This window comes from Novosphingobium sp. BW1, assembly GCF_008107685.1.
Classification (GTDB): domain Bacteria; phylum Pseudomonadota; class Alphaproteobacteria; order Sphingomonadales; family Sphingomonadaceae; genus Novosphingobium.
Genome location: NZ_VIRF01000041.1, coordinates 35,698 through 59,054, shown reverse-complemented (window position 1 = coordinate 59,054; position 23,357 = coordinate 35,698). Strand labels below are relative to the sequence as shown.

Below are 23,357 nucleotides of genomic sequence, written 5' to 3'. Positions count from 1 at the left end.
CTGAAAGGACCGATTAACGGGCCTTCAGAGCTTCGCCGAGGATGTCGCCGAGCGAAGCGCCCGAGTCCGACGAACCGTACTGCTCCACGGCTTCCTTCTCTTCGGCCAGCTGACGGGCCTTGACCGAGAAGTTCGGCTTCTTGGAACGGTCGAAGCCGGTGACCATGGCGTCGAGCTTCTGGCCAACCTGGAAACGGTCGGGGCGCTGCTCGTCGCGGTCACGGCCGAGGTCCGAACGCTTGATGAAGCCGGTCGCGCCGTCTTCGCCAGCCTGGACTTCAAGACCGCCGTCGCGGACTTCGAGAACGGTGACGGTGACGGTTTCACCACGGCGCAGCGAGCTGCCACCGGTAACCACGCCGCCAGCGGCCGGAGCGCCACGCTCAAGCTGCTTCATGCCAAGGCTGATGCGTTCCTTGTCGACGTCGACGTCGAGAACCACGGCCTGGACGACCTCGCCCTTGCGGTGCAGGGCCAGGGCGTCTTCACCCGAGATGCCCCATGCGATGTCGGACATGTGGACCATGCCGTCGACGTCGCCATCGAGGCCGATGAACAGACCGAATTCGGTCGCGTTCTTGACTTCGCCTTCGACGGTCGAGCCAACCGGGTGACGCTCCGCGAAGCCTTCCCAGGGGTTCTGCTGGGCCTGCTTGAGGCCGAGCGAGATGCGACGCTTGTCGGAGTCGACCTCGAGAACCATGACTTCGACTTCCTGCGAGGTCGAAACGATCTTGCCCGGGTGGACGTTCTTCTTGGTCCAGGACATTTCCGAAACGTGGACCAGGCCTTCGATGCCCGGCTCCAGCTCCACGAAGGCGCCGTATTCGGTGATGTTGGTGACCGTGCCCGAGAGCTTCGCGCCGACCGGGTACTTGACCGCTGCGCCTTCCCAGGGATCGCTTTCCAGCTGCTTCATGCCGAGGCTGATGCGCTGGGTGTCCTGGTTGATGCGGATGATCTGGACGGTGACGGTGTCGCCGATGGCGATCACTTCGCTCGGGTGGTTGACGCGCTTGTAGCTCATGTCGGTGACATGGAGCAGGCCGTCGATGCCGCCGAGGTCAACGAACGCACCGTAGTCGGTGATGTTCTTGACGACGCCGTCGATGACCTGGCCTTCGCTCAGCTTGTCGATGAGCTCGCTGCGCTGTTCGGCGCGGGTCTCTTCGAGGACGGCGCGGCGCGACACGACGATGTTGCCACGGCGACGGTCCATCTTGAGGATCTGGAAGGGCTGGGGCACGTCCATCAGCGGGGTAACGTCGCGCACGGGGCGGATGTCGACCTGCGAGCCGGGGAGGAACGCCACGGCGCCGTCGAGGTCGACGGTGAAGCCGCCCTTGACGCGGCCGAAGATCACGCCTTCGACGCGCTTGCCTTCACCAAATTCGTTCTCGAGCTTGTCCCAGGCGGCTTCGCGGCGGGCGCGGTCGCGCGACAGCATGGCTTCGCCGTCGGCGTTTTCGACGCGGTCAACGTAGACTTCGACTTCGTCGCCGACCTTGAGGCCGTGCTCGTCTTCACCGCGCGCGAATTCGCGCAGCGGCACGCGGCCTTCGCTCTTGAGGCCTACGTCGATGACGGCCTTGTCGTTTTCGATTGCGGTGATCGTGCCCTTGACGACGCGGCCTTCGAAGCCGTCGTCAGCCACGCCACCGAGCTGCTCGTCGAGCATCGCCGCGAAATCGTCGCGGGTCGGATTGGCAGAAGTAGCCATTAAGAGGTTATCCTCAGATTGTACGTTTTTCCGGCCAGGCGGTTGTTTCCGCCGGTCTTTCTCCGCCATCCGCACCATTGCATCGACGGGCCAAAAGGGCCGAACTGCCGTGCAGGCCGGATACCTGCACAGCGCTCTCAGAGCCGAATGATCGGCCCCTCGAACCGGCGCCCCTTACGCGCGTGGGGCGGGAAATGCAAGGGAAATGGCGGGGTGTGCGGGGGAGTGCACACGTTTCCTGTCCGAGGTGGCTGGCGGGCCGGATTCGCTTGATGTCTGTCAATTCATCGAAACGCGATTGGGCCCAAGTCATTGAATAGCTGAAAACTTGATGCGAGCTGGAGAATTGCCATGAAAGCCGTGCGCGTCATTGAAGGCGGCCGCCCGCCGGAAATCGTCGATATCGCGAAGCGCGAGCCGGGGCCCGGGGAAGTCCTCCTGCGGATCGGCGGCGCGGGTGTTTGCCACTCCGACCTCCACGTGCTCGACGGCGAAGTGCTGCTCAAGGGGCCCTTTACGCTCGGCCATGAGAACGCAGGCTGGATCGAGGCGCTGGGGCAGGGCGTTAAGGGCTTGATGGAGGGCGACACGGTCGCCGTCTAGGGGCCGTGGGGCTGCGGTTCGGGCCACCACTGCCAGACCTCGGCGGAAAATTGCTGCGAGAACCACGCAAGCCTTCCGATCTTCGGCGGCGGCCTTGGTTCCGACGGGGGTATGGCCGAATATATGATCGTGCCCGATCCGCGTTTGCTGGTGCCGCTAGGTGATCTAGATCCCGCGCAGGCAGCGCTGCTGAGCGATGCCGCGTTGACGCCCTACCACGCGATCAGGGCGGCACAGGCCAAGGCGACGCCTGATGCGACTGTGCTCGTCACCGGGATCGGCGGGCTTGGGTAGATGGTTTTCCAGATCCTGAAGGCCACCTGTTCCTCGCGCATCGTTGCCGCCGATAGCAGCGCGGACAAGTTGGAGACGGCGCGGAAGCTGGGGCCGGATGTCGTTGTCAATTCGGGCTCGAAGAGCGCCGAGGAGGAAATTCGCGATCTTGTCGGCGGGCGGGCGTCACTGTGGCGCTTGATTTGGGTGAGGCGCAGCCGACGATCGATCTGGAGAGCTCGCTGATCGGGCGTGACAGTCGCCTTATGATCGTCGGGCTGGCGGGCGCTACGCTCAGCTGCAACGCGAACACCATACTCTATGGTTCGCAGGTCATGGTTCCGTATTGGGGCACGCGGGCTGAACTGATCGAGGTCATCGCGCTTGCCCGCAGCGGATAGATCAAGGCGGATCTCGAGACGCACGATCTTGATGAGGCCGCCACGGTCCATGACCGGCTGCGTGAGGGCAAGGTGCCCGGGCGTGCGGTGCTGGTGCCCTGATACTGTGGGTGATGCCGTTACATGAAGAAGGGGCCACAAGCGCTATACTTGCGGCCCCTTCTTCAAGGTGTGTGTGACAAGGCTGGCGTTATCGGGCGCGGAAGGCCTCCACCGCGGCAATGGCCGCCGCGATGGCCTCTTCGCGGCGCAGGTCCGAGGTATCGATCTCGACGGCGCCTTCTGCAATAACCAGCGGAGCATCCTTGCGGCCCCGGTCGCGCTCGTCGCGCGCGGCGAGGTCGGTAGCGATGGCCTCCAACGCGACGTCGCGATTCTGCTCCTGCATTTCCAGGAAACGGCGCTGTGCGCGGGCCTCCACGCTAGCGGTCACGAAAAGCTTGGCTTCGGCCTCGGGCGCGATGACGCTGGCGATGTCGCGCCCGTCAAGGACAGCGCCGCCCGGCTGTGTGGCAAAGCTGCGCTGGCGTTCGTAGAGCGCTTGGCGCACCGGCGGATGAATCGAAACTCGGCTTGCCAGGCCCCCGGTTACCTCCGAGCGAAGCTCCGGGTCGGCAAGCAGGTCGTCGGGGAATGCGCAGGCCGCCAGGGCGTCCTCAGCGATATCAGGATTGCCCCCGTTTTTCGCGCACTGGCGTCCGACCGCGCGATAGAGCAGGCCCGTGTCGAGATGCGGCAGGCTGTAGTGCGCGGCCAGGGCCTTGGCGATGGTGCCCTTGCCCGAGGCAGTGGGGCCGTCGACGGCTATGATCATGCGACAAGTCCTTCGAGCATCGATTCGAATACGGGGAAGCTGGTGGCGATGGGGCGGGTGTCGTCGACAAGCACGCCCTCCTGGCTTGCCAGGCCTGCTACAGCCATCGACATGGCAATACGATGGTCGAGGTGCGTGGCGATCTCTATTCCTGTGGGGGTGCCGGGAAGGAGCTTGCCGCCGGTCCCGGTGATGACAAGGCCATCCTCGCGCTCTTCCAGAGTGGCGCCAGCGGCGGTGAGGGCGCTCGCCATGACCGCGAGCCGGTCCGATTCTTTGACGCGCAATTCGTCGAGGCCGCTCGTCGTCGTCACGCCTTGCGCCACCGAAGCGGCCACAAACAGGGCCGGGAATTCGTCGATCATGCTGGGTGCGACATCCGGGTCGACCACGATGCCCTTGAGCGCGGAGTGACGCACGTGAAGGTCTGCGACTGGCTCGCCGCCGACATCACGTTCGTCGAGCTTCTCTATCTGGCCGCCCATCGCGATGAGGACGTCCACCAGGCCGGCGCGCGTCGGGTTAAGGCCCACGTTCTCGATCACGACATCGCTGCCCGGCGTGATGAGCGCAGCGACAAGGAAGAAGGCGGCCGAGGAGGGGTCGCCCGGCACCTCGATGGTCTGGGGCTTGAGTTCCGCTTCGCCTGTCAGCGTAATGATGCGCGTGCCGTCGGTTTGCGTCTCGACGTGCAGTTCCGCTCCGAATCCCTTGAGCATTCGCTCGGAATGGTCGCGGGTGGGGACGGGCTCGACAACGGTTGTCGTGCCAGGGGTGTTGAGGCCGGCGAGCAGGATCGCGCTCTTCACCTGCGCGGAGGCGACGGGAAGCGTGTAGGTGATCGGCACGGCAGGGCTTGCGCCGCGCACGATGAGGGGCAGGCGCCCACCCTCGCTCGCCTCGAAGCTGGCGCCCATCTGCGAAAGAGGCGTAATGACCCGGTTCATCGGGCGCTTGGAGAGCGAATCATCGCCTGTGAAGCTGACGTTGATCGGGTGGCTCGCGACAAGGCCCATGAGAAGGCGGGTCGAGGTTCCCGAATTGCCCATGTCGAGCGGGCCCTGTGGCTGGAGGAGTGCGCCCACGCCCACACCGTTCACCGTCCACGCACCTTCACCCGTGCGCTCTACGTGCGCGCCCATAGCGCGCATCGCCGCCGCGGTGGCTAGGACGTCCTCACCTTCGAGAAGGCCGGTGACTTTGGTTTCACCGACGGCGAGCGCGCCCAGCATGATCGAGCGGTGGCTGATCGACTTGTCGCCAGGTACGCGGATGCGGCCCTTGAGCGGACCTTGCGCGGTGAAACGGCGCGGAGTGGCGGATGCGGCGTCGTGGGCAGAGGAAGTCACGGGGCAGGGCGTCTTTCTGGGCTAGGCAAAGGGCGGAAAATTGCGGCGGCTTTTGACAGCGGCAGCGGCCCATGGCAAGGCGCGCGCCCTGAGGTGGCTTCAATGCCTGATCGTGTGCCCTGGCTGCCGGTCTCTGTGCCGGTTCGTGCGAGGTGCTTGATCTTGAAGCGGGGCCTTTCCATCCTATAACGGATTTTTCCAGCGCCCGTGTCTTCGCGGGTCGCCCAAGACGAGGACATTTCATGGCCAAACCTGAATGGGGCGCCAAGCACGGCTGCCCGAAATGCGGCACCCGTTTCTACGATCTGGGCAAGGACGACCCGGTGACCTGCATCGAATGCGGCCACACCTGGGCGCCCGAGCCGGTGCTCAAGTCCAAGCAGCCGATCCCCTATGAGGAAACGGAAAAGAAGGAAAAGGTCGAGGAGCAGGACAACGACCTGGCCGATGACGATCTGGACATCGATGACGACGGCGATTCGCCCGACAACGATGTGGATCTGGGCGGCGACGACGATCTTGGTATCGCGGGCGGCGGTGACGACGACGACGATCGCGACGAGTAAGATACTCTCCTGGGGCGCCTCCCGGGAGATGGGCCGATGCCACGTACAAGGGGCATCGGCTAGCCGGCGCCGGTCACCCGGTACGGCAAGGTTGGGAGCTAACGGCCGCGCAAGGGCTTGGTTTTGGCTCAAATTCTGGCCGGAGCAGAAAAATTTCATTTTTTTGAAAAAAGTTCTTGCCAGTCTGACCGACCTAACCTAGATGGCGCTTCACCGGACGGGGCGACGCTCCAAACGGTAACACAGACCGGCCTGCCCAGACCGGTTTTTCGAAATGGCACGGGGCCTTAGCTCAGCTGGGAGAGCGCTACAATGGCATTGTAGAGGTCAGCGGTTCGATCCCGCTAGGCTCCACCATTTCTAGCCAGATGCCGCTTTCTCGCAAGAGAGCGGCTTCTGTTGTATCAGTTTCGCGCGATGTGCGTACCACGCTGGTTGACGAGGTTTCGTCTACCGGCGTTTTTCGCGTACTGTCCCGCGTGCGTCGGTCGGCGAGGTTTCGCCCGCCGGCGTTTTTGGCGTTCGACGGGTCTCGTCGCTTTGCAAGGCGCGGTCAGTCAAAGAGGAGCAAGGTCATGTTCGACAGCCTTTCCGATCGTCTCGGCGGTGTGTTCGACAAGCTGCGTGGCCGCGGCGCGCTCAAGGAGCAGGATGTCCGCGACGCCATGCGCGAGGTGCGCATCGCGCTGCTTGAGGCCGACGTCGCTCTACCTGTCGTGCGCCGCTTCGTCGATCGCGTCACCGAAAAGGCCATCGGCCATTCGGTGCTGCGTTCGGTCACGCCCGGCCAGCAGGTCGTCAAGATCGTCAATGATGAGCTGATCGAGACCCTGGGCGGCGATGTGACGCCTGAACTGGATCTTGCCGCCAGCCCGCCCGTCGTCATCATGATGGTAGGTCTGCAGGGCTCGGGTAAGACCACCAGTACGGCGAAGATTTCCAAGCTCCTCAAGGACAAGCAGGGCAAGAAGGTCATGATGGCCTCGCTGGACGTGAACCGTCCGGCCGCCCAGGAACAGCTCAAGGTCCTGGGTGAGCAGACCGGCGTTGCAACGCTTCCTATCATTGCCGGCCAGCAGCCGACCGAAATCGCAACCCGCGCGATGCAGGCCGCCAAGCTGCAGGCCGTCGACGTTCTCATGCTCGACACCGCTGGTCGCCTCCATGTCGACCAGCAGCTGATGGACGAGATGAAAGCGGTCGCCGGGATCGCCACCCCGCGCGAGACGCTGCTGGTTGTAGACTCGCTGACGGGTCAGGACGCGGTCAACGTTGCGCAGAGCTTTGCGGGTGAAGTCGATCTTACCGGTGTCGTGCTGACCCGCATGGACGGCGATGCGCGCGGCGGTGCGGCGCTCTCGATGCGTGCGGTCACCGGCAAGCCCATCAAGTTCGCCGGTACCGGCGAGAAGATGGACGCGATCGAGGTATTCCACCCGAGCCGCGTTGCCAACCGCATCCTTGGCATGGGCGATATCGTCTCGATGGTCGAGAAGGCCGCCGAAGCGGTCAAGGTCGAGGAGGCAGAAGAACTTGCCAAGCGCATGGAGCAGGGCAAGTTCGACCTTAACGACCTGCGCACCCAGCTGCGTCAGATGCAGAACATGGGCGGCCTCGGAATGCTGGCGGGCATGATGCCCGGCATGAAGAAGGCCAAGGCTGCGATGGCTGCCTCGAACATGGACGACAAGGTGCTGCTGCGCATGGAGGCGATCATCGGCTCCATGACCAAGAAGGAGCGCGCCAACCCCGCGCTTCTCAACGCTAAGCGCAAGATCCGCGTCGCCAACGGGTCGGGTACCCAGGTCCAGGACGTCAACAAGGTGCTCAAGATGCACCAGGAGATGTCCAAGGCCATGAAGCAGATCAAGAAGATGGGCGGCCTCAAGGGGCTGGCCGCGATGTTCGGCAAGGGTGGTCTCGATGCCGCGATGCCGGGCCTGGGCGGTCAGGGTCTGGGCGGCGGAGCCAAGGGCGGTTTGCCCGGGCTCGGCGGAGCCGGCGGCCCGGATCTTAGCAAGTTTCTCAAGAAATAATTTCAAGCAATTGTAAGATTTAGAAGAAAGGTAATCTCATGGCAGTTTCGATCCGTCTGTCGCGCGGTGGTGCGAAGAAGCGTCCTTACTACAAGATCGTCGTCGCCAATGCGACCGCACCGCGCGACGGTAAGTATCTGGAGCAGATCGGGATTTACAATCCGCTCCTCGCCAAGGACGACGAGAACCGCGTGAAGATCAACGGGGAGCGCGCTTCGTACTGGCTCTCGGTCGGTGCGCAGCCGACCGACCGCGTTGCACGCATGTTCGACAAGGCTGGCATCAAGGAGCGCCAGGCCACCAACAACCCCAAGAAGGGTGAACCGGGCGAAAAGGCCAAGGAGCGCGCCGAGGAAAAGGCCGAGAAGGCCCGCGAAGCCGCTGAAGCAGCAGCTGCCGCTTCGGCTGCTCCCGCCGAGGAAGCTCCGGTTGCCGAAGCCACCGAGGAATCGACCGAGGCGTAAGCCTTCGGGACACGGCATATGGCACACGACACCTCCGTCACCCTGGCCGCCGTCACCGGCGCGCACGGGGTGACGGGTGAAGTCCGCCTCAAACTGTTCGGGGAAGGCGTGGCGGCGCTCAAGCGCTACCGCGCCTTCAACGATTCGGCCCTGACGCTCAAGAAGCTCAAGGACGACGGCAAGGGCGGGGCTATCGCCCGTTTCGAGGAAGTGACCGACCGTACCGCGGCCGAAAAGCTGCGCGGGACGGTCCTTACCGTTCCGCGCGCCGAGATGCCCGAGTTGGCGGACGGCGAATATTACCACGCCGACCTCATTGGTCTTCCCGCCTTCTCCGACACGGGCGAGGCCCTTGGCCGCGTCATTGCGGTCGAGAATTTCGGCGCCGGCGACGTGCTCGAGATTGAGCGTGCGGAATGCGACGAGAAGGGCCGCATCCAGCGCTTCATGGTCCCTATGACCGAGGCTGCGGTGCCTGCGTGGGACGCCGAGAAGCTGGTTGTGACCGCCGCGTTCGCCGAGGATTGATCCCAGCGGGGATCAGTCGCAGGCAGCGCGCGGACGCAAACGGCCCCGCGCGCATCATTGAATAGGAAGGCGTGATTTCGTGACGTTCGCGGCCACCGTTCTCACACTCTATCCCGACATGTTCCCGGGCCCCCTGGGCATCAGCCTCGCGGGCCGTGCGCTCGAGCGGGGGGACTGGTCGATGGACGCGGTGCAGATCCGCGACTTCGCGACTGACAAGCACCGCACTGTCGACGATACGCCGGCAGGTGGCGGGGCGGGCATGGTGCTCAAGGTCGACGTGCTCGCGAGCGCGATCGACCATGCCCGGGCCTCTAATCCGGGTGCGCCCGTGCTGGCGATGACGCCGCGCGGCACGCCGATCTCGCAGGAACGCGTTCGCGAGATCGCGGCAGGTCCCGGAGCTATCATCCTGTGCGGCCGTTTCGAGGGCTTCGATGAGCGCATCTTCGAAGGCCGCGAGGTCGAGGAGATCTCGGTCGGCGATATCGTTCTTTCGGGCGGCGAATGCGCCGCTCTCATGGTACTGGACGCTTGCATTCGCCTGCTTCCCGGCGTAATGGGCGCGGCTTCCAGCGGTACCGAGGAATCGTTCGAGGACGGCCTTCTCGAGTACCCGCACTATACCCGACCCGTTGAATGGGAAGGGCGCACGATCCCTGAAGTGCTGCGATCGGGGGATCATGCGAAGATCGCGGCCTGGCGTCGAACCCAGGCTGAAGATCACACACGGTCACGCAGGCCGGACCTTTGGGAACGTCATGTCGACGTTCGGGACCGTCTGCCTCTGATGCGCGGCAAAAAGACGAAGGACTAGGTTCATGAACCTGATTCAGCAGATCGAGGCCGAGGAAATTGCCAAGGCCGCCAAGGAAATCCCGACCTTCCGCGCTGGTGACACCGTCAAGGTCGGCGTGAAGGTTGTCGAAGGCACCCGTACCCGCGTCCAGAACTTCGAAGGCGTCGTGATCGCGCGTTCGAACCGGGGCATGGGTTCGAACTTCACCGTTCGCAAGATGAGCTTCGGTGAAGGCGTGGAGCGCGTTTTCCCGCTCTACTCGCCCAACATCGACAGCATTACCGTCGTTCGCCGCGGTATCGTGCGTCGTGCCAAGCTGTACTACCTGCGTGGTCGTACCGGTAAGCGCGCCCGCATCGCCGAGCGTCGCGACGTTCGCACCGAAGGTTAATTCGGCCACATTCGTCCACGGCTTTGGCCTGGGACGGCAATCAGGCGGTTCGCATGCGAGCCGCCTTTTTTGTCCCCGGCGCAGGCGCTTGGGCAACTGGCAAACCCATGCAGTCACGGCATTGTCGCGTTCCCCGCGCAAATCCGGCGAAATTGCATGGCGGGCCGTGGTGCAAGTCCATGTTGCACTGCAAAACGTGTTTCTGCGCCTAAAATGGCGGAAAAACACGATAAACCGGGCTTTTTTGCCCGGTTTAGGCTTTGACAGCGTGACCAAAAACCGCTCAATTCCGTCTCCTCTTGCGAGGCGAATCCAGCTTCCCATCACATCCTGTTCCACTGAAAGGTAGGGGGTATAATGAACAAGAACGATCTCATCAGCGCTGTCGCGGAAACCAGCGGTCTGACCCGCAACGATGCGACCAAGGCCGTCGAAGGTGTGTTCGACGCCATCACCGGTGCGCTGAAGAAGGGCGACGAAGTGCGCCTCGTCGGCTTCGGCACCTTCTCGGTTGCCAAGCGCAAGGCCTCGACCGGCCGTAATCCGCGCACCGGCGAGCCGATGGAAATCGCGGCTTCGTCGCAGCCCAAGTTCAAGGCCGGCAAGGGCCTCAAGGACGCCGTCAACTAAGACGTCCTTCAAGGGCCCGTAACGCCTCACGGGCCTTGTGAACGCAAAAGCGCCGCTTTCCCCACGTGCGGAAAGCGGCGTTTTTTGTGCGCGTCTGCTGTGAGGTTTCTGGGGGAGGGCGTGGCTCTCGTGGGCCAGCGCCACAGGCGCCGGCCCAGAGCGGTGCCCTCAGGGCTTCAGTTGCAGAAGCGCAGTGGGGGCGGCCGGAATGCGCGGATTGACCGCCCAGGTCAGCACCTGCATCGCGCCGTCGCTGGCGGGACCCTCGTCAGTGTTGTTGGCGAGGATCTTGCCATCGGTATGGATGGTGAAGGTGCCATCGGCCAGTTCCGCAGGACCGCCGTCCTTGGACGGACCGGACAGATTGCCCGGGATCAGGCCCGCTGCGGGCGAGCTCGTGGCATCGGGGCCGAAGGTCGGCGCGTTGATACGTACCGAGCCATCCTTGCGCGGAGTGATCTGCACGAAGGCATTGGCCATCGGGAAGCCCTCGAAGGTCGGGAAGACGAAATCGTGGTCGAGCCGGCCAGAGACGGCATAGTCGACGTCGAATACGCCCCTGCCTTTGTACGCGACCTTGTTCCAGCCCTGGCGACGGCTGAGCTTGCGGGCAAGCTCATGGCCGGCTTCGGGATCGCTCGGGTCTATACCGCCCAGAAGCGCGCGTGCCGCATCGGTGTTCGAACCTTTTTTGGCAGACCAATCCTCCTTCTGCTGGGCGATTTCGTCCTCGGTGCAGGCGCGTACTTCGAAGCTGTCCTCGTCGTAGCAGTCTTCGGGCTGGAAGGGCTGCGCGGCCTTGTCGGCCTCTTCCTTCAGCGGGATCATGATAAGTTCGCCTGTGTAGCGGAAGGCGAAGCTGTGGTCGGCGTTGACGTCGAGGCGCGAGGAAAAGCGCCCCGGGGCAAAGAAGCACGCGGCCAGAAGGAGGGCGGCCGCGCCCGCAGTCAGGACCGCGAGCGCACGACGTGCCTGATCGGCACGGGGGGAGGGGAGGTGCATGACGAACGTTTCCGTTTCGTGTTGGCTGGGCGCCTCAGCGTGTCGCGGCCGCGTAGAGTGCGATCGCGCCCGCGTTACTGACATTGAGGCTTTCCATGTCCGAGGAGATGGGCAGCTTGGCGATTGCATCGCAATGTTGGACGATGTTGTGACGCATGCCATCGCCCTCGGCGCCTAGGACGAGACAGACGGCACCTGCGGGCAGGGCCTCGGCTAACGTCGATTCGGCTTCGCCATCCAGGCCGATGCGCCAGTAGCCCGCCTCGGCGATCTCCTCGAGCGCGCGTGCGAGGTTCACCACCCGGATCCATGGCACGACTTCAAGCGCGCCTGAGGCCGACTTCGCCAGTGTTCCCGATTCAGGCGGTGCGTGGCGGTCCTGGGTGACGATGCAGCAGGCGTTGAAGGCCGCGGCCGAACGCAGGATCGCGCCGACGTTGTGCGGATCGGTCACCTGGTCGAGGACGAGCACGGGGCGCGCGGGATCGTTGTCGAGGACGTCAGCGAGGAAAAGTTCGTCGAGCGGCTCGCATTCCAGGACGAGGCCCTGATGAGGCGCATCGCGTGCAACGAGTCGGGCAAGGTCGGGTGCCTCGGCCCATTCGACAGTGAAATCGACGGGCAACTCGCCATCAAGTGATTCGACGCCTTCGCGAGTCGCCCAAAGTTTGCGGTGGAGGCGATTCGGATTCTTGAGAGCCGCCTCGACCGCGTGGCGACCCCACAGGCGGACCATGCCGCTGCTCGCGCGCCCCGATCCCCGGCCGTTTTTCATGCGTCCGGCCCGGCCGCGCAGGGCTTTCCCCTGTCCGCGCTTGCTCATCTTTGTGATCCTTTTTTCAAAAAAATTCAAATTATGTGCCGCTCCTGCCATTCGACCCATTGACAGGCAAGGCCGAGTTCGGCATTGGGCCGGTCCTCGGCAACGGGGGCGGCACTAAACGCTCTCGACCAACAAGATGATCCGAAAGGAAAATCTCAGCCAGATGACTGGTGTGGACAGGTGGCCGAGTGGTTAAAGGCAGCAGACTGTAAATCTGCCCGCGCAAGCGTACGTTGGTTCGAATCCAGCCCTGTCCACCACCAGCCCTTCTCTTGAAATTGTCACGACGAAGGGTTCCGCCCAAGGGCGGAGCAGGTGGCGGGCACAGCGACAGCGCGGTAGCCTTTCCTCCCTTTCTTCCAGATGAGTGTTGGCGCCATTTGAGCCTGTGCGCGGTTTCCGGCAGGCGCCGTCTGCGCACAGCTTTGCGCACCGTTCCCGGAACTTCCCGGTCGGGGCAGCATTGCGGTCTTGTACGCCACTCACTAGAGGAAACGAATGTCCTCAGATATTCTCGATAATCAGGGTCGTGGCGATGCCTCGTGGCAATGGCCGGCCATTCACCCCGAAGGCCGCAAGTTCGGCGCCATTGCAGGCGTCCTTGCGCTCGTCGTCTGGATCTTTCTTGGTCCTTGGTTCGGATGGCCCTTGGCTGTCCTGACGCTGTGCGTGTTGGCGTTCTTCCGCGATCCGCTGCGCGTGACGCCGCAGGATGAGCGCGCCATCGTCGCGCCGGCCGATGGGCTGGTGACGCTGATCCAGAAGGTCCCGCCACCGCGCGAGCTGACCGTGGATGATGGCAGCGGTATGCCGCCTCTATCCGACGCGCCGCTCACGCGCGTTTCAATCTTCATGAGCGTCTTTGACGTCCACATCAACCGCACCCCCATCGGTGGCACCGTGCGCCGTGTCATTTATATCCCCGGCAAATTCGTGAATGCGGACCTCGATAAGGCGAGCGAAGAAAACGAGCGTCAGCACATTCTCATCGAACGCGGCGATGGCCAGCAGGTCTGCTTCACCCAGATCGCCGGGCTCGTTGCGCGCCGCATCGTGCCGTTCGTGAAGCCGGGTGACATCATCGCCGCAGGCCAGCGTATCGGCCTTATCCGCTTCGGTAGCCGCGTCGATGTCTACCTTCCCGCCGGCACCGAGCCCAAGGTGCTCATGGGCCAGCGTATCGTTGCGGGTGAAACCGTGCTGGGCGAAATCGGCGCTGCTCCCATGATCGAGGGTGTCTGCCAGTGAGCGAGGACGCGATTCCCCAGACCGCCGCGCCATCGGAAGAGACGCCGGGCCCGGACGGGGCTTCGGATTCGCGTGCCCGGCGCATGGCGCGCGGCCTTTCGCTTCGCGCGCTTGTGCCCAATGCCATTACGGCCGCTGCGCTCTGCTCGGGGCTCACAGGCATCCGTTTTGCAATCGCCGGTGATTTCGAGAAGTCGGTCCAGGCCGTCCTTTTGGCGGGCGTCCTCGATGGCATCGATGGACGCGCGGCGCGCCTGCTCAAGGCGCAGTCGCGCTTCGGTGCGGAACTGGACAGCCTGGCTGACGCGATTTCGTTTGGTGTCGCGCCTGCGCTGATCGTCTATCTTTGGTCGCTTCATGCGCTGCCCAGCCTGGGCTGGATGGCGGCGCTGGCCTTTGCAATTTGCTGTGTGCTGCGTCTTGCGCGTTTCAATGCGCGTCTCGATCTCGACGATCAGCCGCACAAGGCGGCAGGCTTCCTGACTGGTGTCCCGGCGCCGCTTGGCGCCGTGCTCGGTTTCCTCCCGCTGTGCCTGTGGATCGCGAGCGGAGAGCGCGACTTTGCCAATCCCATCGGCGTCAGCGTTTGGATGGTGCTGGCCGCCTTCCTGATGATCTCGAATATTCCGACGCTCAGTTGGTCGCGCCTGCGTCCTGCGCCGGGCGTGCGTCTTTTCGTCCTGGCCCTTGTCGGGCTGGCAATGGCTGCGCTCCTGGTCGAGCCTTGGCCCACGCTGGTGGTGCTGACCATCGGCTACCTGGCGCTGCTGCCCTATGGCCTGCTCGTCTACGCCAAGGTCAGGCGGCAAGGTCCAGTGGCCGTGCCGGAGCCGGAACTCGACGAGCTTGACGAGCCGCTTGGCCCATCGTGACGACCTTCCCGCGCTGCGTGTCGCCGTGCGGAGAAGGGCGCTCGATCACGGACCAAGAAACGGTCAGCGTGGTGCTGCAGGCCTGAAGCTGCCGTGACAGGCCGCGCGCGGCCGCAGCGTAATCCAGCAGTGTTTTTCCGATCACCCATACCGAGACAAGACCGGCGAGGGCGAAGAGGCTGGCGGCAAAGGCTGTCATGACCGTTTCCTTTCTCGCGCCCCGCAGCTGTGCGCGGGGCTGTGGATGACTTGTGGAAAACGCAAATCTGTTCTATCAATGTTCCAGTGACGTTCTTGTTCTATTTTTGTTCCCGTTGTGTCAAGTGGGAATTTGACGAGAGGGGCGCGATACGTGCAGGGCGCCCCTCTAAAGGGCTCCGTACCGCTGCGCCTTCATTCGCATTAGTTAGGGTTCCCATGGTTGCCGACGGTTTGCCTCATCGCCTCATCACGCTCGACGGACTGTCGCAGTGGTGTGCGCTTAACGCCTTCACCGTGGAGGAGATCGGCGCGGACGAGGTGTTCCTGACCGATCAGACCACCGGGAGCGCCTGGTCCTTGTTCCGTGTCGAGGACTGGCTTCAGCTGAAGGGGCTCGTTCTCGAGGATGTCGAGCCCGAACTGCCGATGTGCCTGACGTTGGCGCGTCTGCACGACCGTCTGCTGGGTTGCCGTTTCTCCATTGACCAGCAGCATGGTGTGGTGATCGTCGCCGACTTTGCTCGCGCGGCGCAGTCGATGGAGGCGATCGGGGAGACGCTGATGCAGATGCAGTCGATCATCGACCAGACCGTGGGCCTCCTCGAAGATGTCGTCGAGAGCGATGTGGCGGCCGACGAGTTCGCGATCGACCGCGCATTTGGTGTCACAGGCTCGCTGCGCGTTCACTGAGCGGGTCCTGATGCGCTGTTTGCATGCGGGTTCTGCATCCGGCCTTGCATCGCGGGGCGATTAGGTCTAAGGGCCGCCGCGTCGACTGATATGGATTCCTGAATTCGCAGGTTCTGATCAGCAGGCGAATCCACATGGAAAGCGCACATACCGGTGCCGCAGCGGGTCTGATCCCCACGGTTCCAGCTTTTCAGAGGTACAACCGGAAAGGAATTTTTCTATGGCGGCTCCTACCGTCACGATGCAGCAGCTCATCGAAGCTGGCGCCCACTTCGGCCACCAGACCCACCGCTGGAATCCGCGCATGAAGCCGTACATCTTCGGTGCGCGCAACGGCATCCACATCATCGACCTGTCGCAGACCGTGCCCCTGATGGCCCGCGCGCTCGATTTCGTCTCGGCCACCGTGCAGGCTGGCGGCAAGGTGCTCTTCGTCGGTACCAAGCGTCAGGCGCAGGAGCCGATCGCCCAGGCCGCGCGCGCCTGCGGTCAGCACTTCGTCAACCACCGCTGGCTGGGCGGTATGCTCACCAACTGGAAGACCATTTCGCAGTCGATCAAGCGCTTCAAGGCGCTTGAAGAGCAGCTTTCCGGTGACACCCACGGCCTCACCAAGAAGGAAATCCTTCAGCTGACCCGTGAGCGCGACAAGCTTGAGCTGTCGCTCGGCGGTATCCGCGACATGGGCGGTATCCCGGACGTGATGTTCGTGATCGATGCCAACAAGGAAGAGCTGGCGATCAAGGAAGCCAACGTCCTTGGTATTCCGGTCGTCGCCGTGCTCGACACCAACGTCAACCCGCAGGGCATTGCCTTCCCGATCCCGGGCAACGACGACGCCAGCCGCGCGGTGCGCCTGTACTGCGAAGCGATGGCGCAGGCCGCGACCAAGGGCGGCCAGGACGCCATGATCGACTCCGGTGTCGACATGGGCGCCATGGACGAGCCCGCTGCGGAAGCCGCTGTCGAGGCCTGATAGCCCGGCGACGGACGACACTTTCGTCATGGAATTGTCGCGCGCCGGGTCCATGGGGCTCGGCGCGCACCTGTATTCAAGGCCGGTGATCCGGTCTGTACCAAACAAGAGGATTTGAGCGATGGCTGCATACACCGCCGCAGACGTGAAGACCCTGCGCGAGCGTTCGGGCGCCGGCATGATGGATTGCAAGAAGGCCCTCGACGAAACCAACGGCGACATCGAAGCTGCGGTTGACGCGCTGCGCGCCAAGGGGCTGGCGGCTGCCGCCAAGAAGTCAAGCCGCACGGCCGCGGAAGGTCTCGTCGGCGTTGCCGTCGAAGGCACCAAGGGCGTTGCCGTCGAAGTGAACTCGGAAACCGACTTCGTGGCGAAGAACGAGCAGTTCCAGGACTTCGTGCGCAAGACCACCGAAGTCGCGCTGAGCGCGGACAGCGACGATATCGAAGCGCTTAAGGCTTCGGCGTACCCGGGTGGCGGCACCGTTGCCGACACGCTCACCAACAACGTCGCCACCATCGGTGAGAACCAGCAGGTTCGCCGCATGAAGACCGTTTCGGTCGCGCAGGGTGTCGTCGTTCCCTACATGCACAACGCAGCGGCTCCGAACCTCGGCAAGATCGGTGTTCTCGTCGCTCTCGAGTCGGAAGCTCCGGCTGACGTCCTGGAAGGCCTGGGCAAGCAGATCGCGATGCACATCGCAGCCGCATTCCCGCTCGCGCTGACTGCCGACGATCTCGACGCCGAGCTGATCGCGCGCGAGCGCAAGATCGCCGAGGAAAAGGCTGCCGAATCGGGCAAGCCCGAAGCGGTTCAGGCCAAGATGGTCGACGGCGCGATCGCGAAGTACGCTAAGGAGAACGCTCTCCTTTCGCAGGTCTTCGTGATGGACAACAAGACCCCGATCCAGCAGGTCGTCGATGCGGCTGGCAAGGACGCAGGCGCCAAGATCGTTCTCAAGGATTTCGTGCGCTTCCAGCTCGGTGAAGGCATCGAGAAGGAAGAGTCGGACTTTGCCGCCGAAGTGGCTGCGGCCGCTGGCGTCTGATCGCTTTCGATCACTCGATTTTTAGAAAAAGGCCGCAGGAGCAATCGCTTCTGCGGCCTTTTTCGTGCACGGTGTGGGCACGGTATCACCTCAATTGATGCTTGGAAATGGGACGGTGAAGGGGGAAGCCTGATGGTGTATCGGTGGATGCAGGTTCTCGCGATTGGCTCGGTATCTCTGGTTGCAGGCCTGGGGTGTCCTGCGCTGGCCGAGCCGGTTGCGAACGAGGCCGTGCCTGCCGACCCGGCGCTTGTGGAAGGGCTCGCAGGTGCCTTCCGGACGTGCCAGCTGTGGATATTGAATCCTGATAGCTGGGCCTCGGGGCCGGAGGTGTTTCACGAGCAGGTCGGGCTGGGATCGGCCATGGGTCTCGTTGAGCAGGTGGACGAAATCAATCAGCCGCCCGAGGTCTGGCGTCAGGGCAGCCATTACTGGCGGATCAATTCCACGCAAAGAGCCGGGTTCGTGGTCGTGGTGTCGGACCAATTGCCGGTTTGCCATGTGACGGGGGGAGGCGATGCGGATTTCCAGCCAGTGGTCTTGAAGGTCCTAGAGAGTGCCTCGTTCAAGGGGGCCTGGCGTGAGGTCGACGAGGCGGCGCGTGGCGGCATGGTCTCAACCACCTTCGTCAGCCGCGAAGAGCCCGATTTCACGATGGTTCTGAGCCGGGTGGCTGCCCCCGGCGCGCGGCGTGACCGGGTGCAGGTGGTAGTCTCGGCCAGCTTCACGCCAGCGGGCGAGTGATCAGTACGCGGCGGTGAAGCGCGCGCGGCTGTGTTCGTGGGCTTCGAGTTCGTCGACCATGGCGAGCGCGAAGTCGGCGAAGCTGATCTTGCTCTCGCCGTTGGCGTCGACGACGAGATGGTTGCCGCCCTTGCGGTAGTGCCCCTGACGATCGCCTTCGAAGATAATCATGGCGGGTGAGAAGAAGGTCCAGTCGATATCGTCAGTGGCCTTGAGGTCATCAAGGAAGGCGATCCCCGACAGCGCGGCAGGCTTCCAGTCGGCCGGGAATTCCGGGTTATCGATCAGGCGTGTGCCATCGGCGCCCTTGAGGCTGGCCGCGCCGCCGGTGACCAGAAAGCGCAAGATACCGGCTTTGCGCAGCGCGGTGAGTAGGGTTTCGGCCTTGATCGTGTGGTGTAGGGCGCTGATGACCGCATCGCTGCCCGCGATGAGCTTAGCGAGCTGCGCGGCGTCGCTGGCATCGCCCTTGGTCGGCGTGATGCCGGGGGCTGCGGGGATGGCGTCGGGGTGGCGCGCAACCGCGATGACCTCGTGGCCGCGTGCGGCCGCTTCCTTGGTGATTTCCGAACCGGCGTGGCCGCTGGCGCCCAGGACAGCAATCTTCATGGTCTAGCTCCTAAAGTGGTATATAGCGGTGACTAGGTGTGATATCCCTAGCGCTCATGCAAGAAGGCACTTTTTTCGCACCCGGTCACTCCGAGGTAACCGCCAACCCTTTAGCTTCCCATCGTGCACCGGACGTGTTCGCGGCGGCCTGTCCGACCCGTCAGCTGCTCGACCGCGTGGCTGACAAGTGGAGCGTGCTTATCCTCACGACGCTAGGTGCCGAGGAAATGCGCTTCAACGCACTGCGCCGCCGGATCGAGGGGATCTCGCAGAAGATGCTGAGCCAGACCCTGCGCACACTTGAGCGCGATGGCCTGGTGGAGCGCCGCGTGGTGGCCAGCATCCCGGTTCGGGTCAGCTACGTCATCACACCGCTGGGCGCGGAACTGCTGAGCGCGTTGCAGGCAGTGATCGACTGGGCCGAGCAGCGCATGGGAGCGGTGGCCGCCGCTCAGGCCGCGTTCGACCGGCGTCTTGCCGCGCTCAGCTAAGGTCACGTATTGCAAAGTGTACGGCGGGAAATCTAAAGTCTCGCCCTTGGCAACGCGCGTGCGCGCTCCTAAAGCCCAACGGCCCCCCAAATTCAGGAGACCGTGCGGCGATGAGTTCCTCCCCCTACAAACGCGTTCTGCTCAAGCTTTCGGGTGAAGTTCTCATGGGAAGTCAGCCGTTCGGCATCGACCCCGAGTTCGTTGCCGAGATGGCCAAGGAAGTGAAGGCCGCGAAGGACACCGGGCTGGAAATCTGCCTCGTGATCGGTGGGGGCAACATCTTCCGCGGCATGGCCGGTGCGGCCAAGGGCATGGACCGTGCCCAGGCGGACTACATGGGCATGCTCGCCACGGTGATGAACGCGCTCGCGATGCAGAACGCGCTGGAGCAGCTGGGCGTGCCGACCCGTGTGCAGTCCGCCATCGAGATGGACAAGGTCTGCGAGCCGGTGATCCGCCGTCGCGCCGAACGCCACCTGAAAAAGGGCCGCGTCGTGATCTTCGCAGCAGGCGTGGGGGCGCCCTATTTCACCACCGATTCGGGCGCGGCCCTGCGCGCCGCCGAGATGAAGTGCGATGCGCTGCTCAAGGGCACCAGCGTCGATGGCGTCTACGACAGCGATCCCAAGACCAATCCGACGGCCACGCGCTATGCAACCGTCGATTTCGACACCGTCCTGGCCGACAACCTGAAGGTCATGGACGCTTCCGCCGTGGCGCTGTGCCGCGACAACGCGATTCCGATCGTCGTCTTCTCGATCCGCGAGCAGGGCAATCTCGCCGCTGTTCTGGCGGGAGAGGGCACCAAGACGATCGTGCAGAAAGGAGCCTGACAATGGCAAAGTACGACAAGGATGATCTCGAACGCCGCATGGCAGGTGCCGTGGAATCGCTGAAGGGCGATCTGACGGGCCTGCGCACGGGCCGCGCCAGCACCCAGCTGCTCGATCCCGTGGTGGTCGAAGTCTACGGCTCGAAGATGCCGCTGGTGCAGGTCGCGACCGTCTCGGTTCCCGAGCCGCGCATGATCTCGGTGCAGGTCTGGGACAAGTCGAATGTCGGTCCCGTCGAGAAGGCGATCCGCTCGGCAGGTCTTGGCCTCAACCCGATCAACGACGGCGCGACGCTGCGCCTGCCGATCCCCGATCTGACCGAAGAGCGCCGCAAGGAGCTCGCCAAGATTGCGGGCCAGTACGCCGAGAAGGCCAAGGTCGCGATCCGCAACGTGCGTCGCGACGGCATGGAAGCGCTCAAGGCTGACGAGACCAAGAAGGAAATCTCCGAGGACGACCGCAAGCGCGCGGAGACCGAAGTCCAGAAGCTGACCGACGAGCAGATCAAGGCCGTCGACGAGGCGTTCGGTGCCAAGGAAAAGGAAATCCTCGGCAAGTGAGGCAAGACCTGTTCGTTCGGAAGGGGGCCTGATGGGAGCCGGCGAACCTGTTGGTGTGCGCCATGTGGCCATCATCATGGATGGCAATGGGCGCTGGGCGAAGAAGCGGCTGCTTCCGCGCGCGATGGGGCACCAGCGCGGCGTGGAAGCGGTGCGCCGCGTGGTGCGCGGCGCGCGGGAACTGGGCCTGGAGGCCCTGACCCTCTACGCCTTCTCGACCGAGAACTGGCGCCGTCCCGAGGAAGAGGTCTCTGACCTCATGGGGTTGATGAAGCGTTTCATCCTCTCCGACCTCGACGAGTTCGCCGAAGCTGGCGTGCGCCTCAAGATCATCGGCGACTACTCGGCTTTCAAGCCTGACGTGGTTGAGCTGATCGACGGGGCCATCGCGCGCACCGCGTCCAACACCGGCACGACGCTGGCGGTCGCGCTGAACTACGGCGCACAGGACGAGATCGCGCGCGCGGCGACCAAAGCCGCCGCCAAGGGGGCGATTACGCCTGAGACGATTTCGGCCGAGCTCGATACGGCCGACATGCCGCCGCTCGACCTCATGATCCGGACCTCGGGCGAGTTGCGCCTCTCCAACTTCCTGTTGTGGCAGTGCGCCTACGCGGAACTCTATTTCACAGACGTGCTCTGGCCCGATTTCACGCTGGACCACCTGCGTGAGGCGCTGCAGTGCTTCTCGGGCCGGGAGAGGCGCTATGGCGGGCGCTGATCGCAAGGCGAAGGGTAGTTCGGACCTCGGTGTTCGGGCGGTCTCGGCCGTGGTCATGCTGGCGGTGGCCGGAACGGCGGTCTGGGCGGGCGGTGTCCTGTGGATGGCCTTCGTCTGCGCGGTCGCGGTCGGCGTGCTCTACGAATGGGTGCGCATGGCGCGCCGGGGCACGCAGGACCCGATGCAGCGCGGCCTGTGGAATTTCGCAGGCATGTTCTATGTCGGCGTGGGAGCGGCCATGTTGCTGTTCCTGCGCAATCCGGCCTTCACGCTCGCCCCGCTGCTGACGGTGATGCTCTCGGTCATCGCGGTCGATGTCGGGGCCTATTTCGCGGGCCGGACGTTTGGCGGGCCCAAGATCGCGCCCGCCATCAGCCCGTCCAAGACCTGGTCGGGGCTCATCGGTGGCTGCGTGGGCGCAACGCTGGTGCTGTTCGGGGCGGTCATGCTGTGGCAGGACGGACGCATCACGACTTCGCCCGTTGGTCCTGCGGGAGGACCGCAGGCGTGCTTGGGCTCGAGTGGGGACTGCTGGTACCTGACGGCCAGCCCCGTTGCGATCTTCGCCCAGTGCCTTCTTTTTGGCATCCTGCTCGCGGTGTGCGCGCAGGCGGGCGACTTCCTCGAAAGCTGGATGAAGCGCCGGGCAGGGCTCAAGGATTCGGGTAACCTCATTCCGGGCCACGGCGGGTTTCTCGACCGCGTCGACGGCCTGCTGGCCGTGCTCTTCGTGCTTGCTCTCATGATCCTCTTTCAGCCATGATCGGCGCAATGACGCACAATCCGCGGACCATCTCCATTCTGGGGGCGACCGGCTCCATCGGCAGCTCCACGCTCGATCTCGTGCGACGTAATCCTCAGGACTGGCGAATCCTCGCGCTGACCGCGAACGGCAACGTCGAGGCGCTCGCCAAGCTCGCGCGCGAATTCTCTGCCGAGATAGCCGTCGTAGCCGACGAAACCTGCCTTCCAGCGCTTCGCGAGGCGCTCGCTGGATCAGGTGTCGAGGCGGCTGGCGGTGCGTCCGCATTGGTCGAGGCGGCCGCGCGCGGCGCCGACATGACGATTGCCGCGATCGTGGGCTGCGCCGGGCTCGCGCCGACCATGGCGGCGATTGAGCAGGGCGGCCTCATCGGCCTTGCCAACAAGGAGGCGCTCGTCTCGGCAGGGCCGATCATGACGGCCGCCGTGACCCGGTATGGCGCGACACTGCTCCCCGTCGACAGTGAGCATAACGCGATCTTCCAGTGCCTTCAGGGCAACAAGGCCAGCCACGTGCGCGCGATCACACTGACGGCGAGCGGCGGGCCTTTCCGCGAATGGTCGCAGGCCCGGCTGGAGGCGGCAAGGCCCGCACAGGCGGTCAAGCATCCCAACTGGTCGATGGGCGCCAAGATCAGCGTCGATTCGGCGACCATGTTCAACAAGGGCCTCGAACTGATCGAGGCGCATTACCTCTTCCCTGTCGGACTGGAGAAGCTCCGCATCGTCGTGCACCCGCAGTCGGTCGTGCATTCAATGGTGGAGTACCGCGACGGGTCCACGCTTGCCCAGCTTGGCCCCTCGGACATGCGCGTGCCCATTGCCTCGGTTCTCGCCTGGCCCGAGCGGATGGAAACCCCGTGTGGCCCGCTCGATCTCGCGGCCATTGGTGAACTGACCTTCTCTGCACCCGACGAGGAGCGCTTTCCGGCCACTCGTCTCGCCCGCGAGGCGGCGCAGGCAGGGGGCGCCATTCCGGCAGTTCTCAACGCCGCGAACGAAGTCGCGGTCGATGCCTTCCTGCGCGGTCATATTGGGTTCACCCGGATTGCTACAGACGTGGCGCACGTGCTGGAAAGCTATGCGCCCCCGCCGCCCGGCAGCCTCGACGACGTGCTTGCCGTCGATGCCGAGGCGCGTCGGCGCGCGCAGGGCCTGATGCCGTGTACATGACTGCCTGGCAGTTGATCGAGGGGAGGGGAC

General features: G+C 64.0%; 29 protein-coding genes and 2 tRNA genes. 25 read left to right on the top strand and 6 right to left on the bottom strand.

What is annotated here, in order from left to right:
* Positions 1-13 precede the first annotated feature (13 nt).
* Positions 14-1,720: a 30S ribosomal protein S1 gene (gene rpsA, locus FMM79_RS01895; protein WP_148625636.1), complete on the bottom strand. Its 1,707-nt coding sequence runs from the start codon at positions 1,718-1,720 to the stop codon at positions 14-16.
* A gap of 351 nt (positions 1,721-2,071) precedes the next feature.
* On the opposite strand from rpsA, the gene FMM79_RS21545 reads away from it, so the two are divergent.
* The 4 genes from FMM79_RS21545 to FMM79_RS21530 all read left to right on the top strand — a co-directional run bounded on the left by FMM79_RS21545 (position 2,072) and on the right by FMM79_RS21530 (position 2,997).
* Entirely contained in the window at positions 2,072-2,323 is a 252-nt protein-coding gene (locus tag FMM79_RS21545; RefSeq protein WP_205466430.1) for an alcohol dehydrogenase catalytic domain-containing protein, read from the top strand.
* A gap of 111 nt (positions 2,324-2,434) precedes the next feature.
* On the top strand, positions 2,435-2,617 hold the full coding sequence (locus FMM79_RS21695) for a hypothetical protein (protein ID WP_240338957.1): 183 nt from the start codon (positions 2,435-2,437) through the stop codon (positions 2,615-2,617).
* Entirely contained in the window at positions 2,618-2,842 is a 225-nt protein-coding gene (locus FMM79_RS22160) for a zinc-binding dehydrogenase (RefSeq protein ID WP_205466428.1), read from the top strand. It abuts the gene before it with no gap.
* Positions 2,788-2,997, top strand: a complete 210-nt coding sequence (locus FMM79_RS21530; protein ID WP_205466457.1) for a hypothetical protein — start codon at positions 2,788-2,790, stop codon at positions 2,995-2,997. The genes FMM79_RS22160 and FMM79_RS21530 overlap by 55 nt, the downstream gene beginning before the upstream one ends.
* 190 nt (positions 2,998-3,187) lie before the next feature.
* Here the strand turns inward: FMM79_RS21530 and FMM79_RS01885 are convergent, their stop codons facing one another.
* Together FMM79_RS01885 and aroA are read right to left on the bottom strand one after the other, a co-directional pair.
* Positions 3,188-3,811 carry a d(CMP) kinase gene (locus FMM79_RS01885; RefSeq protein WP_148625634.1) on the bottom strand — a complete coding sequence of 208 codons (624 nt, stop codon included), beginning with the start codon at positions 3,809-3,811 and terminating at the stop codon, positions 3,188-3,190.
* Positions 3,808-5,160, bottom strand: coding sequence for a 3-phosphoshikimate 1-carboxyvinyltransferase (aroA, locus tag FMM79_RS01880; RefSeq protein ID WP_148625632.1), 1,353 nt, complete (start codon positions 5,158-5,160; stop codon positions 3,808-3,810). The genes FMM79_RS01885 and aroA overlap by 4 nt, the downstream gene beginning before the upstream one ends.
* Before the next feature lie 242 nt (positions 5,161-5,402).
* Between aroA and FMM79_RS01875 the strand changes: the two genes are divergently transcribed.
* The 8 genes from FMM79_RS01875 (at position 5,403) to FMM79_RS01840 (ending at position 10,574) form a co-directional block, all read left to right on the top strand.
* Positions 5,403-5,726, top strand: a complete 324-nt coding sequence (locus tag FMM79_RS01875) for a TIGR02300 family protein (RefSeq protein ID WP_148625630.1) — start codon at positions 5,403-5,405, stop codon at positions 5,724-5,726.
* Between the two features lie 281 nt (positions 5,727-6,007).
* A tRNA-Ala gene (locus tag FMM79_RS01870) sits at positions 6,008-6,083 on the top strand.
* A 218-nt stretch (positions 6,084-6,301) separates the two neighbouring features.
* Positions 6,302-7,762, top strand: a complete 1,461-nt coding sequence (gene ffh, locus FMM79_RS01865; protein ID WP_148625628.1) for a signal recognition particle protein — start codon at positions 6,302-6,304, stop codon at positions 7,760-7,762.
* Positions 7,763-7,800: 38 nt separating this feature from the next.
* The gene (rpsP, locus tag FMM79_RS01860) at positions 7,801-8,226 is read left to right on the top strand and encodes a 30S ribosomal protein S16 (protein ID WP_148625626.1); all 426 of its coding nucleotides are present in this window, start codon (positions 7,801-7,803) and stop codon (positions 8,224-8,226) included.
* A gap of 18 nt (positions 8,227-8,244) precedes the next feature.
* Entirely contained in the window at positions 8,245-8,754 is a 510-nt protein-coding gene (rimM, locus tag FMM79_RS01855) for a ribosome maturation factor RimM (protein WP_148625624.1), read from the top strand.
* A gap of 79 nt (positions 8,755-8,833) precedes the next feature.
* Entirely contained in the window at positions 8,834-9,571 is a 738-nt protein-coding gene (trmD, locus tag FMM79_RS01850) for a tRNA (guanosine(37)-N1)-methyltransferase TrmD (protein WP_148625622.1), read from the top strand.
* A gap of 4 nt (positions 9,572-9,575) precedes the next feature.
* Positions 9,576-9,944 (top strand): 50S ribosomal protein L19, encoded by a 369-nt coding sequence (gene rplS / locus FMM79_RS01845; protein ID WP_039394257.1) that lies wholly within the window; start codon positions 9,576-9,578, stop codon positions 9,942-9,944.
* Between the two features lie 357 nt (positions 9,945-10,301).
* Positions 10,302-10,574: an HU family DNA-binding protein gene (locus tag FMM79_RS01840; protein ID WP_039394254.1), complete on the top strand. Its 273-nt coding sequence runs from the start codon at positions 10,302-10,304 to the stop codon at positions 10,572-10,574.
* Positions 10,575-10,742: 168 nt separating this feature from the next.
* Here the strand turns inward: FMM79_RS01840 and FMM79_RS01835 are convergent, their stop codons facing one another.
* Positions 10,743-11,576, bottom strand: coding sequence for a hypothetical protein (locus FMM79_RS01835; RefSeq protein WP_148625620.1), 834 nt, complete (start codon positions 11,574-11,576; stop codon positions 10,743-10,745).
* Positions 11,577-11,610: 34 nt separating this feature from the next.
* Positions 11,611-12,399: an RNA methyltransferase gene (locus tag FMM79_RS01830; RefSeq protein ID WP_148625618.1), complete on the bottom strand. Its 789-nt coding sequence runs from the start codon at positions 12,397-12,399 to the stop codon at positions 11,611-11,613.
* 174 nt (positions 12,400-12,573) lie between these two features.
* Here FMM79_RS01830 and FMM79_RS01825 point away from each other — a divergent pair.
* From FMM79_RS01825 to FMM79_RS01795, 7 genes are all read left to right on the top strand, one after another.
* Positions 12,574-12,659, top strand: a tRNA-Tyr gene (locus tag FMM79_RS01825).
* A 238-nt stretch (positions 12,660-12,897) separates the two neighbouring features.
* Positions 12,898-13,647, top strand: a complete 750-nt coding sequence (locus tag FMM79_RS01820) for a phosphatidylserine decarboxylase (protein WP_148625616.1) — start codon at positions 12,898-12,900, stop codon at positions 13,645-13,647.
* Between the two features lie 83 nt (positions 13,648-13,730).
* Entirely contained in the window at positions 13,731-14,519 is a 789-nt protein-coding gene (pssA, locus tag FMM79_RS01815; protein ID WP_148626161.1) for a CDP-diacylglycerol--serine O-phosphatidyltransferase, read from the top strand.
* Positions 14,520-14,936: 417 nt separating this feature from the next.
* Positions 14,937-15,410, top strand: coding sequence for a hypothetical protein (locus FMM79_RS01810; protein WP_148625614.1), 474 nt, complete (start codon positions 14,937-14,939; stop codon positions 15,408-15,410).
* A 220-nt stretch (positions 15,411-15,630) separates the two neighbouring features.
* The gene (rpsB, locus tag FMM79_RS01805; RefSeq protein WP_148625612.1) at positions 15,631-16,386 is read left to right on the top strand and encodes a 30S ribosomal protein S2; all 756 of its coding nucleotides are present in this window, start codon (positions 15,631-15,633) and stop codon (positions 16,384-16,386) included.
* A 121-nt stretch (positions 16,387-16,507) separates the two neighbouring features.
* A complete protein-coding gene (tsf, locus tag FMM79_RS01800; RefSeq protein ID WP_148625610.1) occupies positions 16,508-17,434 on the top strand; it encodes a translation elongation factor Ts in 927 nt (308 codons plus the stop codon).
* A 132-nt stretch (positions 17,435-17,566) separates the two neighbouring features.
* Positions 17,567-18,178: a hypothetical protein gene (locus tag FMM79_RS01795; protein ID WP_148625608.1), complete on the top strand. Its 612-nt coding sequence runs from the start codon at positions 17,567-17,569 to the stop codon at positions 18,176-18,178.
* On the opposite strand, the gene FMM79_RS01790 is transcribed toward FMM79_RS01795, so the two are convergent.
* Complete coding sequence (locus FMM79_RS01790) at positions 18,179-18,787, bottom strand: NAD(P)-dependent oxidoreductase (protein WP_148625606.1); 609 nt, start codon at positions 18,785-18,787, stop codon at positions 18,179-18,181.
* 134 nt (positions 18,788-18,921) lie between these two features.
* On the opposite strand from FMM79_RS01790, the gene FMM79_RS01785 reads away from it, so the two are divergent.
* From FMM79_RS01785 to FMM79_RS01760, 6 genes are all read left to right on the top strand, one after another.
* Positions 18,922-19,278: a helix-turn-helix domain-containing protein gene (locus tag FMM79_RS01785; RefSeq protein WP_240338918.1), complete on the top strand. Its 357-nt coding sequence runs from the start codon at positions 18,922-18,924 to the stop codon at positions 19,276-19,278.
* Positions 19,279-19,388: 110 nt separating this feature from the next.
* Positions 19,389-20,111: a UMP kinase gene (gene pyrH, locus FMM79_RS01780; protein WP_148625602.1), complete on the top strand. Its 723-nt coding sequence runs from the start codon at positions 19,389-19,391 to the stop codon at positions 20,109-20,111.
* Positions 20,112-20,113: 2 nt separating this feature from the next.
* A complete protein-coding gene (gene frr, locus FMM79_RS01775; RefSeq protein WP_148625600.1) occupies positions 20,114-20,671 on the top strand; it encodes a ribosome recycling factor in 558 nt (185 codons plus the stop codon).
* A 31-nt stretch (positions 20,672-20,702) separates the two neighbouring features.
* Positions 20,703-21,392: a polyprenyl diphosphate synthase gene (gene uppS / locus FMM79_RS01770; protein WP_148625598.1), complete on the top strand. Its 690-nt coding sequence runs from the start codon at positions 20,703-20,705 to the stop codon at positions 21,390-21,392.
* Positions 21,379-22,155 carry a phosphatidate cytidylyltransferase gene (locus FMM79_RS01765; protein WP_148625597.1) on the top strand — a complete coding sequence of 259 codons (777 nt, stop codon included), beginning with the start codon at positions 21,379-21,381 and terminating at the stop codon, positions 22,153-22,155. The genes uppS and FMM79_RS01765 overlap by 14 nt, the downstream gene beginning before the upstream one ends.
* Positions 22,156-22,163: 8 nt before the next feature.
* On the top strand, positions 22,164-23,327 hold the full coding sequence (locus tag FMM79_RS01760) for a 1-deoxy-D-xylulose-5-phosphate reductoisomerase (protein WP_148625595.1): 1,164 nt from the start codon (positions 22,164-22,166) through the stop codon (positions 23,325-23,327).
* Positions 23,328-23,357: the final 30 nt, after the last annotated feature.